Origin of the sequence: Desulfosarcina variabilis str. Montpellier, assembly GCF_048565275.1 — a bacterium.
Taxonomy (GTDB): domain Bacteria; phylum Desulfobacterota; class Desulfobacteria; order Desulfobacterales; family Desulfosarcinaceae; genus Desulfosarcina; species Desulfosarcina variabilis.
Window position 1 is genome coordinate 6,993,426 of record NZ_CP159846.1, and the last position, 14,085, is coordinate 7,007,510.

12 protein-coding genes are annotated in these 14,085 nt (G+C 52.0%); 6 read left to right on the top strand and 6 right to left on the bottom strand.

Annotated features, from left to right (window positions below; genetic code table 11):
• Positions 1 to 197: 197 nt before the first annotated feature.
• From Dvar_RS31660 to Dvar_RS31670, 3 genes are all read left to right on the top strand, one after another.
• The gene (locus Dvar_RS31660; RefSeq protein WP_419657124.1) at positions 198 to 1,277 is read left to right on the top strand and encodes a Druantia anti-phage system protein DruA; all 1,080 of its coding nucleotides are present in this window, start codon (positions 198 to 200) and stop codon (positions 1,275 to 1,277) included.
• A gap of 5 nt (positions 1,278 to 1,282) precedes the next feature.
• A complete protein-coding gene (locus tag Dvar_RS31665; protein WP_419664188.1) occupies positions 1,283 to 2,002 on the top strand; it encodes an ISAs1 family transposase in 720 nt (239 codons plus the stop codon).
• A gap of 337 nt (positions 2,003 to 2,339) precedes the next feature.
• The gene (locus Dvar_RS31670) at positions 2,340 to 3,134 is read left to right on the top strand and encodes a TorF family putative porin (protein ID WP_419657125.1); all 795 of its coding nucleotides are present in this window, start codon (positions 2,340 to 2,342) and stop codon (positions 3,132 to 3,134) included.
• Positions 3,135 to 3,634: 500 nt separating this feature from the next.
• On the opposite strand, the gene Dvar_RS31675 is transcribed toward Dvar_RS31670, so the two are convergent.
• Positions 3,635 to 4,528 (bottom strand): hypothetical protein, encoded by an 894-nt coding sequence (locus tag Dvar_RS31675; RefSeq protein WP_419657126.1) that lies wholly within the window; start codon positions 4,526 to 4,528, stop codon positions 3,635 to 3,637.
• A 208-nt stretch (positions 4,529 to 4,736) separates the two neighbouring features.
• Entirely contained in the window at positions 4,737 to 6,746 is a 2,010-nt protein-coding gene (locus tag Dvar_RS31680) for a GNAT family N-acetyltransferase (RefSeq protein ID WP_419657127.1), read from the bottom strand.
• Between the two features lie 400 nt (positions 6,747 to 7,146).
• Here Dvar_RS31680 and Dvar_RS31685 point away from each other — a divergent pair, with 400 nt between their 5' ends.
• Entirely contained in the window at positions 7,147 to 7,671 is a 525-nt protein-coding gene (locus Dvar_RS31685; RefSeq protein ID WP_419657128.1) for a (Fe-S)-binding protein, read from the top strand.
• A gap of 360 nt (positions 7,672 to 8,031) precedes the next feature.
• Positions 8,032 to 8,505, top strand: coding sequence for a universal stress protein (locus Dvar_RS31690; RefSeq protein ID WP_419657129.1), 474 nt, complete (start codon positions 8,032 to 8,034; stop codon positions 8,503 to 8,505).
• 91 nt (positions 8,506 to 8,596) lie between these two features.
• On the opposite strand, the gene proX is transcribed toward Dvar_RS31690, so the two are convergent.
• The 4 genes from proX to Dvar_RS31710 form a co-directional block, all read right to left on the bottom strand.
• Positions 8,597 to 10,642, bottom strand: a complete 2,046-nt coding sequence (proX, locus tag Dvar_RS31695) for a glycine betaine/L-proline ABC transporter substrate-binding protein ProX (RefSeq protein WP_419657130.1) — start codon at positions 10,640 to 10,642, stop codon at positions 8,597 to 8,599.
• A gap of 113 nt (positions 10,643 to 10,755) precedes the next feature.
• A complete protein-coding gene (locus Dvar_RS31700) occupies positions 10,756 to 11,676 on the bottom strand; it encodes a glycine betaine ABC transporter substrate-binding protein (protein ID WP_419657131.1) in 921 nt (306 codons plus the stop codon).
• A gap of 118 nt (positions 11,677 to 11,794) precedes the next feature.
• Complete coding sequence (locus tag Dvar_RS31705) at positions 11,795 to 13,357, bottom strand: BCCT family transporter (RefSeq protein WP_419657132.1); 1,563 nt, start codon at positions 13,355 to 13,357, stop codon at positions 11,795 to 11,797.
• A gap of 24 nt (positions 13,358 to 13,381) precedes the next feature.
• Positions 13,382 to 13,714 carry a hypothetical protein gene (locus tag Dvar_RS31710; RefSeq protein ID WP_419657133.1) on the bottom strand — a complete coding sequence of 111 codons (333 nt, stop codon included), beginning with the start codon at positions 13,712 to 13,714 and terminating at the stop codon, positions 13,382 to 13,384.
• A 154-nt stretch (positions 13,715 to 13,868) separates the two neighbouring features.
• On the opposite strand from Dvar_RS31710, the gene Dvar_RS31715 reads away from it, so the two are divergent.
• Entirely contained in the window at positions 13,869 to 14,045 is a 177-nt protein-coding gene (locus tag Dvar_RS31715; protein WP_419657134.1) for a hypothetical protein, read from the top strand.
• Positions 14,046 to 14,085 lie beyond the last annotated feature (40 nt).

A 14,085-nucleotide genomic window follows, 5' to 3' on the forward strand; every position in this document is an offset into this window, starting at 1 on the left:
CAATTTTTTTTAATCATCTGAATTTTTAGCCTATTTTTACTATTAGGTGAGTCGGCATGGATTACTTACTATAAATGCGGTTACCCTGAGGGTCCTGCCCACGGTGATTTTGTTCTGATGTAAAAATATCCGAATTAACAAAATTTTGTATGCATATATGGACAATCCCCTCTAAATGAGGTATTTAAGCAGTCATTATGACATTTCATTCAGAGGCCGTAGTGTCTGATTTAAGCGAAATCATTGTCCGTCCTGCTGTTCCGTCTGAAGAGCATCGTTTCAAACACCTGATGCAGTCCCACCATTATCTGGGATCTTTACCCAAAATCAGTGAAACTATCTGGTACATTGCCACTTGTGGTGACGCCTGGGTTGCGTTACTTACTTTTTCCGCCTCAGCTTTAAAATGCTCAGTCAGGGACCGTTGGATCGGTTGGGATCTTCGTTATCAATACGGTCGCCTAAAACTGATCACCAATAACAGTCGTTTTTTAATCCTTCCCGATTGGCATTTGCCAAACTTGGCCTCCCGGGTATTATCATTGTGCCAAAAAAGACTACCGGACGACTGGCAGAAAAGGTTTGGTCACCCTTTATTACTGCTGGAGACATTTGTCGACCCACAGCGATTTCACGGCACCATCTATAAAGCCACCAACTGGATTTATTTAGGCGAAACCAAAGGCTTCCGACGAACTCGAGAAGGTTATAGCGCCAAAGACAACTCACCGAAAATGGTTTTTGTTAAGCCGTTAACTTCCCACGCGCAAATACGATTATCTCAACCATCCCTTCATCCAGACTATCGTATCGGAGGTACTAAAATGATGCTCACGGCACAGCATATGCGAACCTTACCAGACTTTTTTACCGAGATTCCTGATCCGCGCCGTGCCCAAGGCCGGCGACATCGACTGACAACGATTTTGGCTATTGCCGCTGCTGCAACGCTTTGTGGGATGCACGGATACCAGGCCATTGCGGATTGGGCCAAAGACCTCGGCCAAAGAGCGCGACGCCGATTTGGTTGCCGTAAAGTTAACGGAAAGTTCCTTGTCCCTAGCCTGAGTATCATCCGTGATGTACTCATCCGCGTCGATCCCGTCCATCTTGATCGCGCATTGGGGCAGTGGAATGCAGCGCATGCACAAGATGACGAAAGCCTGGCTATCGATGGCAAAACAATGTGCAATGCGATTGATGCCGATGGATATCGCACCCATATCTTAAGCGCCATCGGGCATCAGAGTAAAAACTGCTATACCCAAAAAAAGTAGGCACTCTGCCGGGAAACGATGACACCGTAAAACGTACTAATGAAATCAATACGATCATCCCTATGTTGGATGCCATCAACATCCAAGGCAAGAACATCACCACGGATGCTTTATTGACCCAACGCAAAGTCGCCACTTACTTGGTCGAAGAACGCCACGCCCACTACCATTTTACCGTTAAAAACAATCAGCCAGGACTTTTTCAAGACATCGCCTTGTACTTTGACGATCGAGAAGAACCCGATTTTATAATTTGTGATCCGCCAGACCATGGCCGCATTGAAATCCGAAAAATCTGGATAACAACCGAACTCAACGGGTATTTAAAATTCCCTTATGTCCGGCAAGCGTTTGTCATTGAGAGAGAATCCACAACCAAAAAAACTGGCAACGTCTCTCATGACATTGCATACGGCATCACTAGTCAACCCCCGGAACAAGCATCCCCCCAAAAAGTCCTTGAAACTAATCGTGGTCACTGGAGTATCGAGAACAGTTGCCATTACATCATCGATTGGAATTTTGACGAGGACCGAAGCCGTATTCGTACCGGCTATGGCCCCGAAAACGTATCCCGCTTACGCCGTTTTGCTGTAGGGCTCATCAAATCCAAAGGGGTACGCAGTGTCTCTCAAAAAATGCAGCAACTTAATCGCAACATCCGAGCGGTATTTGACTTTCTCCGCATGACTAAAAATGCCATGCCATGCAAATTAAGCCATTAGAACAAATTTACCGTGGGGTCCTGCCCGGTGTGCTTGACATTGTGATCGTATTATGACAGAAAAGGTCGTACCATTAATGGCAATTAAATCGTTTATATGGAATAAAATTGTAATTTAAAGCTTATATTGATCGAAAAGGTAGTACCAAAAGAGTCACGGCTCGTCTGGACAATCACCATGCCGAATTTCAATTTTTCAAGGAAACGGCGGATCCCCCCCCAATCGAAATTAATAGGGTTGTCCCCGGCAATGACGATGGGGTTCGTCCAGGCATCCCTTTCCACTTCACGGTTGTGAGCGTGCGTTTTATTTCCACTGTTTTTCCAAGGAGGCATTGATGAGAAGAGATTGGTTGGCGTTGCTACTGGCAGTTGTTGTGATGGGTTCATCTTTTGGCGTGGCATTTGCCCAAGACGAGGGGGGAATTTTGGCTGCCGACAATTTCAGCAGCACGCTCACCTTTACCACGGAGTACATGTACGACGGCGTATCGATTTCCGATCAGGACCCGGCGGTCCAGGGCTCCATGGATTATTGCCATGCCGCCTCGGGCATATTCCTTGGGCTGTGGGGCTCCAGTTGGGACGACGGCGGTTACTCCAATGATATCGAACTCGGCGTGTGGGGCGGCCAGGCCGGGTCGTTGGGACCCATCGATTATGACCTGACCCTTTACTATTGGTTTTACCCCGGAGCACAAGACGACGGTTTTGAATTCGACTATTTTCAGGCCGGCATCAATGCGGGGCACACCTTCGCGGATATGGTCCTGTCGCCGACCATTACCGTCGGTTACATGTGGTCTCCGGACTTTTTCGGAGAAGAGGGCACCTACCACAAATTCAGCGGCAAGCTCGGATTCTCCCTGGTGTACGGCGTTGGCCTGGAATTCGAGGCAGCCCATGTGGACATCGAAGGCGGAGCGACCACCGGCAATGGCGGCGGCATGGATGGCGGCGACGGCTACGACTGGGAATTTTACCGCATCGGCCTATCCAAGGAACTCATCGCGAGCTTCAATGTCGACCTGAGCTACTATGTCAACAGCGAAAAAGAATATTTTGAAGCGTTCTACGGCGGTGAGGATGTGGCAGATCCACGCCTGGTGTTCACGCTTTCCAGGACATTCTGACAGACCGTCAACGTTTTGTTGCTTTTCGACGCCCCCGTGTTTTCGCTATCCTTTGCAAACACTTAACAAAGGGGAAGCCTTTTCGTTGTCGTTGTCGTAATCGAACGGTGAAAGATCGATTACGATTACGACAACGACAACGATTGGGTCGTGCGATGTTGGGCGATACTTGCGGTGCAATCTATTCTATTTTGCTCGGCCCCCGAAGGCTTCAGTTGAGGAACGAAACCCAACAGAATCATGCCCGTCTTCCCGTTCTGTATTGGGTTTCGCTTAAGCTCAACCCAACCGACAAATATCCTTAGCGCCTGTTTGAGAAGTCTGGATCAGGCCCAATAACAAGACGGAAAGTGGCTCGAAAACGGCGCCTATATTTAATATGTAAGCATTTTTAGACACTTGTAGGCGCCGTTAACGGGCCTTAGACGGATTTGTCAAGCAGGCGCTGACAGTACTTTGAGGCAGACATGTCCCTGGTAACCCAAAAAAACGGGTTCTTTCTATTGCACCATAAAAACAACCCGTGCCTGAGCGAACAGATTTGATTTTAAATTGTGCTTATAAAGTATCTCAGCATCATCGAGGGAAATTTTTGCATCAGTAAATTGATCGACATCCGTGCATTTAACAAGCATTGGATTCTTGCTTCCCCAATTCTCAAGCATGACCTTTGCCTTGTCATTATCGTTGGTAAACCCGCCACATCCACGTTCAACTAATATATTACCTAAAATTTTGGAGGGATCGAAAATAACTTGTTCCTTTTCGGTAAGGATCCGGTTGACCATGGCCGGCCGGAACTGGAATCCACGGGCATCAACGATCAGTCCGTCGTAAGGATCAGCGATGTCATTTGAGGTGGTGTCTTCAGCCTTGGCTTCTTCCTGTTTTCCCAAATCACCGCTATCATTGGCCGGAACCGCTTCCTGGGCGGGTTGATAATCCGGTTTTTTATCCTTGACCATCCGATCTTGCATGAACAGCGGCAACATGTTCTCATACATCCCTCCCCTACCCCGAATATTGATGCGCATGCACACTTCGGCATAGCGTTGCTCGGGATAATATTTCTCACCGCATTTTATGGCACCCTTTAAAAAGCCTTCAACGCTGGTCTTGATTTGATCTGACTCGAGCATGCCGTCCGCTACGGATGTCGATCCCGTGAGTGTCAAGCCCTGCAAGGCTTCCAACAAATCGCGCTGAGCCACCACTTGTGCCGCACGCGTGGCCCGGTAGCGGCTCTGCCCCTCTTCCGAGGAACTGATGACCTGAGCATAGCCCTGCTGGAAGACGCTTTCCGAATCGGTGACCGACTGCCAGTTGTCTTGGGCCCAGGCCACGTTTATTAAAAAACCAATGCATAAACCAACAACTGTAATACCTTTCATCATGGTCCGTCTCCTCGTTCGTTTAATAAATATTCATCACAGCGCTCAAACACATAACAGCATGGACAAAAAAAACAAAGTAACATTCGATGCTTTTGCATGAATGGGATTTCCGTATTTCGTTTTGGGGGTGGTTGATATTACAGACGGAAATATGAATTATTTTTGTCGGTGAAAATTCTGATTGGATTCAAAAGAGTCATGTGGCTTGTTAGGCAACCCCACCATAGCTGACAAAGACCGTCGTCATGGCAAATGTCCTTGGATTGCATATCAGGTGCTGAAGCTCGTTGAAAAATTCCTCGGTTCGTTCATCGAACTGGCCGGCCCGTTCAAGCACCTGGCGTTTGAAACTATAGACAATGGAGAAAAAGGTTTCCCGCCCGAAAGCCGTGGCGGTAATGGGAATGGGTTCGACGCCAATATTGGTTAGGCCGGCCTTATGCATATAGCCGTAAAGCTTTCTACCCACATGGCGGTCTCCACCGATTGCGGCCTGAGCGGCGGCGATTCGCTTTTCAAAAATCGCCATATCTTTTGGGGCCGGGTGAACGATATTGGTGCGATCATCCACATCCAGCACCACGACGATCCCGCCCTTGCGGGTAACCCGGCGCATTTCGCCGAGGACCGCGAGCGGGTTGGGCAGATGCTGGAACAGAAGCCGGGCATAGCTGAAATCCGCGGTGTCGTCATCCAGTGGAATTTTATCGCCGGTTCCTTTTAGAAAACGGCAACGCCCGGCAAGGCCCTGGCTTTCGACAAGAGCGCGGGCTTTATCCCTCAACAGATCTTCGGGTTCCACGCCAATCACCGAAGCTGATTTCAATCGTCTGGCAAAGAGCAGTGAGGTCACTCCCGGACCGGCGCCCAGATCCAGCACCGTCATTCCGTCCGCAAGACCGATCCGGTCGAGAACGCCGAACTCGACCGCTTCTCCAATGGAGGCCTGGGCGATCAGCCGTTTGAACTCATTTTCCTGATCCCCGAGACTGTCAAAATGGTACGATTCGATCCGGTTTTCGATTTCATTCTGATCCGGTTGCAGATATAAAAGGGGCCGTTCCACCTTGACGGTGGAGGCGTCGTCACCTGCTGTGGCATAGGCCATATCGGCGAAACGGGAGGCGATGACGTTGAGCAGTCTGCTGGCAAGCTTGAGTGCTAAGTCCGGATTGACGCGAGCCACCCGTTCCAGAAAATTATCGGGCATCAGGCAGGCCGTCGATTTTTCCAGGGCAACGATATCGGCCGTCCGACGACCAGCGCCAAGTCCACGGATTTCTCCGAACGGCTCACCGGGCTGGATGACATTGACAATCCTGGGCGCACCGGCCATCATGGCCTCCACGCCCAGGCTCCCGGATACCAGAGCGCCCATGGACGGCTCGGTTTCACCACGGCGGTAAACATACTCGCCCTCCGAAAAGGTGATTTCCGATACCTTGGTGCTGACAATTTTCATTTCTTCTTCCGAGAGCTGATCGAAAAGAAAATGCTTATGTCCGTTTCGGTCTGCCGGGGTAGTATAGGCAAGACGTGCCCACAAGTGTTGCACGTCGGTTTTGGAAAAAGCAGGTACTCTGAAGCCCGGAAACCGGGCAGCCATTTTTTGGGCCGCCTCGCCGCCGTCATTGATCTGCCTGGGACACAGGCGGGCCAGCGGGCTTCTGATCGATCTCAGATAGTCTCGATCACGGCCGCAATGCACAAGGGGGACGCGAATGCCGGCATCGATGCGAAAATTGTCCGTATAGGGGCGATAGCCCAGCTGATAATAAAACGTCACATATTGCAGGGCACAATAGCAGATGCCGATCGTGATATCTTCGTTCAGACAATAGCGGTAAAGAGCGCTGATGAGAAGTGACGCAACGGTTTTTCCCCTGGCATCGGGCGCAACGGCGAAATGGGAGTTGTAGCCGATTCTCTGTTTGTCGAAGACAGTGACCAATTCGTCCAGTTTCATATGGTGTCGAAGAAACGGCGGGAAGGTGCACTGGTCCAGAAAATTGACCCTTACACACCCCAGTATGCGGCCCGAATCGTCGACGGCGATAAAGTGCTGGCCGGTTTCGTCCAGGGTATCTTTCATGATTCGCCGGTCATGGTCCATACCGTCCATGCAGCGAGAGAATTCATCAGCCCAAACCTCGTACAAAAACCGATAAATACGCTTTTTATCCTGACTGCTTTTAGGCTGCATCACATGAATTGTCATTTGTGTGTCTCCCTGGAAAAAGGGATGGATACCCCCCTAAAAAAAATAGCGCTGAACAGGGCTCAAACGGACCGATTATACGGGTGATGCCAGCGCCTCCTTCAGCTTGGTGACAAGCTCACTGCGGGTAGTGTTTTTTGCAGCAACGTGTCGTCCTTGTTGAAACGCTTCTACTCAGGATGTGGCATTGGAGAAATAAAAGAATAAGAACTTGCTTTTTGTAAAATTAAGTATGCCTGCCAGGTCGCTTGTGTGTCAATACATTTATGATTACAAGACATTGACAAATCAGCGTATCATCCGCACTATAGATTAGTCTTAGACCAGTTGTTATGGAAGAACGCAAGAATCGGAATTAAAATCGGCTGGATGCCACTGCAGGTAAGGACGCAGGAAAAAAATGCTTCTCAAAACCTTTCGACTGGAAATCGTCAACAACCACTGCATGCCCGGAGCCATGAGCGTCAACGGCATCGCCCGGCTAGACCAGGATGTGGGCTGTGCCCTGCCGTACTTAAATGCCGTGCTCGGCGCCATCGAATATATAAAAGATCCACCCACCGCTACGTTTCGCACCCAGGGACGCCTGATCTCTGTGCGGTCCGATCAGATCACGGTTAACGCTGTACAGGATCGTGAGCAGGCCGAAAAAATTATCGATTGGATCCGCCGTGAAATCAACGACGCATGGCAAAACCGCGAAACCATCACCCCGCGCTTTAAAGGTATTGATCGCCCTCAGGTGGTGAAAATACTAAAACACCTGCCCCACACCAACTGCGGCGAATGCCGCCAACCGACCTGCATGGTATTTGCCCTCAGGCTGGCCGAGGGCGCTAAAAGTGTGGATGATTGCCCGCACCTTGAAGCGGACGCCAAGGCTGCCCTGGATGGATACCTGAGCGGATTTGTTTTCGATGATTAATCAGATGTGATTTGCCGGACACGGATCACCGAACCGGTTGGAAACGCTTCCTTTGCTTCGGCAATGGCGCCGAATCGCCTGCGCGTTTACATTAAAGGGTCAAATCTGCGTATCGGATTACACGTCGGCGCGACACCTGCAATAAGCCAAATCATCCTTGAACTCTATGGCAAGGCAATATAGGCTGTTTATAGGAGAGCCTTATGATGGTTTCTTTGTTGAGCACTTAACCTCCAGCAGTAAATTATTACGGCTTCATCCTTGGCGCATTGGCTCTGAAGCCCTACGACTTTTGCAATGCTGGGGTGAACCCACCATGATCGGCGCTTAAGATCGTTCGTAAAACAGAAAGGAGAAAATATGTCTTGGTTGAAAAAAAAATGTGTCATCGTACCCACCGATTTCTCCGAATACAGTTTTCGGGCGTTGGATGTAGCCAAGGAATTTGTTGAGCAAAACGCCAATTTGCATTTCATTCACGTCACCCGGCCTTGGAATGAGCATGAAATTGGAGGCAGCTGGGGTCAGGAAACCGAAGAAGAACGAATTCATTCGCTCGAAAAACATTTGCAGGATAAATTACAGGATGCCGAATACAAAGATGTTCAAATTGCGATTCGCATGGGAAGCCCGGCATCGGAAATTATCGGTTATGCCGAAACGGCTGGCGCTGAATTAATTGTCATGCCCTCCCATGGAAGGACCGGGTTGAAGCACTTTGCCCTGGGCTCGGTTGCCGAAAGGGTCGTCCGTCGGGCCCATTGTCCGGTACTGGTGCTAAGGGAAAAAAAAGGCAAAGCGGGAAAGACCAAAAAAATCATCTCTTATGACTGACCGGAAACGCGGCCAAGCGCTCCCACGTGAAGCAAAAGCCTCAGCCCTGGCCGTCGGCATGTTTTTCCAGCGTCGACATTGAGGCAGTGGATCAGGTTCCGAACCACTTTTCTTTGATCTGCTGGTACAAGCCCTCTTCCATCAATTTTAGAAGGGCGACGTTCACCTTGTCGCGATAGGGACTGCGCACCGGCATGGCGATGCCGTAATTCTTTTCCTGAAACATCAAGCCCACCACATGCACTTGACCTCTGCCCTTTTTAGCGGCGTAATGTTGCAGTACCGGGGCATCGTAGACCACTGCGTCAACACTGCCGGTTTCCAACGCCTTATAGGCCTGATCCACATTCTCCACCTGTTCGGCGGCGATCCCTTGGTCACCCAGGTATTCAGCGGCCGTGCTTCTGGCCACGGAGGCCACGCGCTTGCCGAATAGATCCTGGGGCTCATTGATTGTGCCATACAGCTCCTGGACGGTTGCTGTGGTGGTCACGCTGGCGGTAAAATAAGCAAAAACGAAATAGCCGGACAGGATCCATACAATACCGAAAAGCCGTCCAACCGCCCCCTTGGGCGTCTTGTCGCCATAGCCGACGGTGGTCACCGTCACCACGGCCCACCAGACGGACTGCCAAATCCCCTGCGGGTAGCGGCGTGGGAATTGCGGATTACCCTTGCGCTCGAGGATCCATATGACGTGCGCAGCGATCATCAATACGATCAGAAAGAGCCCCACGGCATAAATCACCTCGGAGGAGAACAGAACCGAGCGAACTTTGGAAAACACCTCCCCGAGCACCGATCCGGTTCCTTCCCGCACCATGATTTGGAGTCCGGACGTATAGTAGGCATGAGAAAAGTCAAGCATCTTCTCACGATCAGAAGTAATACCGATGCCGGCCACGGCCACATCGGCGGCACCCCGTTTGACATCGTCGAGAAGCTTGGCGATGGTGTTGACGCCGTAGATCGTATAGTCGATGCCGAGCATCCGGGCGATCTGGCACCACAATTCGATGCTGAAGCCCTCGTAACGGCCGTTACGATAGACCACAAACGGCTCGGCCCGCAAGGTCACCACCCGCAAAGGAGACGCGACGGCGGTTTCAGGCGACTCGCTGTCGGCAAGCTGCCTATTCGGTGCAATGCGCTGCATCGCCCGGGCCGCTTGCAGCCATCCCGTTACCGTTTGGCGGTGGTCGGCGATCCACTCGCGGGCATGGCGCCGGATATCGTCATAGGTATTCTCACCGCCGATCATGCGGGCATTCTGACGAGAGATGTGTTTGAGGGGAATCTTTACCGATTCTAACAGCCGCCACACATCGGGATGGCGTTCGAGGAAGTCGGCGTTGGCCACCGCGCGAATATCGTTGGGGGGAAATCCCAAAGCACACGGATCGGAGGGGCAACCGGGAACCCTTTCGACCACGCTATTCGGCTCGCGTTCCTTTTGTGCGGCGGGCAAACTGGCAAACGGCACCTGCAACCAGATCACATCCCGCCCCGGCACCAGCTTGCCCACCGTCCAGTTGGGGGTCCAGGTATAAAACAGCACCGATTCACCCGCCCGATAGCGGGCGATGGTATCGTCCATCAACGGCGAGTAGTCACCCTGGACGTGGCTCACTGCCTCGCGCAGGGCGTAGGCATCCAGGTGGTGGTCTACCACCCGTTCGCAGCCCCATCCGGCATTGCAGCCGATCAGATCCGCCCGGCCGTCGCCGTCTCGATCGAAGGCGGCGGCCACATTCGGCTTTCTCAAATCGGCGAAGCTGTTGATATTCAGCGCCTCGGCGGTGCGCTTGTCCACCAGATAGCCCTGTAGCGCGCCGGCCTTGACTTCGTACCCCACCGGCACGACCCTGCCGCGGACGGCCTCCTCCTGCAAAAACGCATTATGGCTCGGGAACCAGCCATTGGCCCACAAATCGACCTCGCCCCTTGCCGCGGCCTGGTAAAATGCACGGTTTTCCATGGTCTGTGGGGGGGCGACCGCGTACCCCAGCCCCTCGAGCAGGGCGAGAAGGATTTCGGTCTGGAACCAGCCGGTATCCCAGGTGGCCCGGGCCAAGGTGATGGTCTCGACCGGGGCGTTGGTGATTTCAGGAGCGGTTGGACGCGCTTTCGTCGCCATTGGGCCGTCGGCTCCGAAACCGACGTCCGGCATAAGCATCAAGCCCAGCCCACCCCATATCCAGCAAAGCGACGCAATCAAATGGCGGACGGCCCAGCGGTATCGCGGATGTTTCACTGCACCCAGGTCTCGATCTGTTGTGGATGAAAGCGCATGTACCGCAGGGCTTTTTCTCCAGGAAACGCGCCCTCGTCCTCCTTGATCCAGATCATCAACTGCTCCAATTGTTCAGGCGTCCAATTGAATTGATCGAGAAAGCGGTACACCCGGGGCATGTCGGCCTTGAGACCTTTGCGGACAATGGTGCGGATCTCCTCCTTGGTGCCATAAATATTCTTGGGATCGTCGAGAAAGCGGAGTTTCCAGCGCCCGAACATCCAGTGGGGTTCCCAACCGGTAACGACGATCCAGCGTTGTTTGCGAATGGCATTGGAAAGCTCGGCGGTCATGGACACTTCGCTGCCCTTGATCAGTTCGAAGTTGTGAAGGCCGTAGGCCCGCATCGCCTCCCGGGTTTTCTGCATGATACCGGCCTCCGGATCGATGCCGATGATGCGGCGATGAAATTTGTCCGGGTAGGCTTTCAGATCGGCGATGGAAACCGCCTTGATGTAGGGTTGGTTGCGTTGCCCGGAGGCCGCGGTTTGCCGGCCGACGGCAATGTCGGGTACCACCAGGCCGATTTGGGTGCCGACCAGGTTCGGGCCCAGGTCCTCGATCCGGTCTTTGTACTGGTCGTAAAAATGGGCGTGCGTCGTTGGCAGCCACCCCGCAACCATGCCGTCCACCGTGCCTTCGGCCACCGCCTGCCACATCTTATCCGCCGTCATGGGTATGATTTCACATGCATACCCGAGTTTCTCCTGGATGACGGTTTTCACCATGTTAGTGGCGGCCACCGTTTCGGACCATTCCACGTAGGAAAGGCGCACGGTTTTTTGTTCCGCCATCGATTGGCCAAGCCATGGCACGATACCCAGCAACATGATCGAAATCATCAGCGGCACGATTATCACGGTTCTCTTGTCAAGCATATGATCCTCCTGTCTTGCGCCGGTACTCGAGAAAAAGCGCCGCAGTGCGGCATGCGAGTGATCCGGCGCCTTGTTTGTCATTCCTTGTTTTGCTGTCTGATCCTTGCAATACCACGGATTAATCAACACCATGCTTTTTGTAGTAGTCCACAAGTCCCTTGACCACTGCGAAACACATCAGAAACATCACGATGGCAAAGGGCAGACCGGTGCTGATGGCCGCAGTTTGCAAGGCCACCATGCCACCACCCAGCAAAAGGATGGCGGCCACGGTGCCTTCGAGAATGGCCCAGAACAACCGCTGGGGTTTGGGCGGATCCGGATTGCCGCCCGCCGTGATGATGTCGATGACCATGGAGCCCGAGTCCGAGGAGGTAACAAAGAAAAAAATCACCACTACGATGGCGAGAATGGACGTCAACCAGCTCAAAGGAAAGTTCTCAAGGAAGACAAACAGGGAGACCGGAATGTTCTCCTGGACCGCTTTGGCCATGCCGCCGCCCATGTACCGTTCAATGTAGATGGCGCTGTTGCCGAAGATCGTCATCCAGCAAAAGGTGACCGCGGTCGGCACGACCAATACGCATGTCAGGTACTCGCGCAACGTACGGCCATAGGAGACCCGGGCAATGAACATGCCCACGAACGGGCACCATGCGATCCACCATGCCCAATAGAAAATGGTCCATGAGTTCTGCCACCGGCCGCCTTCGGTGTATGTTTCGTTCCAGAACCCCAGGTTGAAAAAATTCTGGATGTAGTTGCCCAGGTTTTCGACCAGGCCGTTGAGCACAAACAAGGTTGGCCCGAGCACGAAGACAAACAGCATCAACAGCAGCGCCAGTCCGATATTGATATTGCTCAGCAGTTTGATGCCGCCTTCGAGACCACGCACCACCGACCAGGTGGCCAGGGCCGTGATGCCGGCGATCAAGATCAACTGAACCCATGGATTCTGGGGAATGCCGAACAGGTGGGCCATGCCGGCGTTGACCTGCTGCACCCCAAAAGCCAAAGAGGTGGCAACCCCGTAAAGGCAGGAAATGGTGGCCAGGATATCGATGGCGTTGCCAAAACCGCCGTAGATGCGATCTTTGAGCACTGGATAGAAGACGTTACGGATCGACAAAGGCAGTCCTTCGGTAAATCCGAAAAAAGCCAGGCCCAGGCCGATCATGGCATAGATGGCCCAGGGATGCAGTCCCCAATGGAGATAGGTCAGCTGCATGGCCATCTTGGCGCTTTCAATGGTCCCCGGTTCCGACAAGGGATTGGCCACATAGTGGAACATGGGCTCCGCCACCCCGTAAAAAAGCAGACCGATACCCATGCCGGCGCTGAACAACATGGCAAACCAGCTCATGTACCCGAATTCCGGTTTGGCATCGGCGCCGCCGATGCGCAATCGTCCCAGGGGCGAGACCAAGATACCGATGCAGGTCGCCAGGACGAAGTTCATGGTCAGCACCAAAAACCATCCGGTATAAGTGCTGATCCAGTCCTTGATCGATGAAAAGAGCCGTTCGGCGGCATCCCCGGCAAGAATGGTGAATATCAGACCTACGAAAATCAGACCCGCGCCACCAAAAAAGACCCAGGGCTGGATATCGTATTTCCAGATCTTGTTGTCCATGTTCCGGATGGTTTTGGCGGTGGTGATCTTAAACTCTTTTTCAGTCACGAAGCATCTCCTTTTTCAACAGGGCTAATCATCTTTGATTTTTTGCAAGATAATCCGGTCGTCCTCGACAATCATCTCGAAGGCATCGCCCGGTTCAAAACCGGTTTTGTCGAGCAGTTCCTTTGAAAAAACGATGCCTTCCTTGCGGACCTTGGGTTTTTCTTTTTCCGAATGGTCGAAAAGCCCCTCAATGTAGTACACTTTTTTGTCGAGTGCCTGAAGCATGGTCAGATGCTCCCTGAGTGTGTAAGGAGAAATGGAAAATTCCTTGATGATCTCTTTGGCGGACTTGCCATCTTCGATCATTTTCCTCAGTTTGTCAGGATTGTAACGGATACTGTAATTACCTTTTGCCATCTTTCCTCCTCCCAGTCATGTAATGCGTTTATCACGATCGCCCAATTCCGGATACGCCGCCCCAAGGCCAAGCGCGCTGGATTGTCCGAACACGGATAACGGTTCTAAAATCTGGAAAATTGACAACTATATATAGACGGCAGCAGAATTAAAAATGACGCCGATGCTGGCGTTGAAGCAAAAAAAATGCCGACCCAAACAGAAGAATACGCCTCATATATTTTTATATCATACATGCTTATGCATGAAAGATCAAATTGGCCGTGAAACGGCGGTTATTGGTCTGGATTCCACGCACGATGATATTCAGGAATCTAAAGCCATTCTCTAACTGGAAACGACTGAGTAATATTCGTTTTAAAAAAAATGAC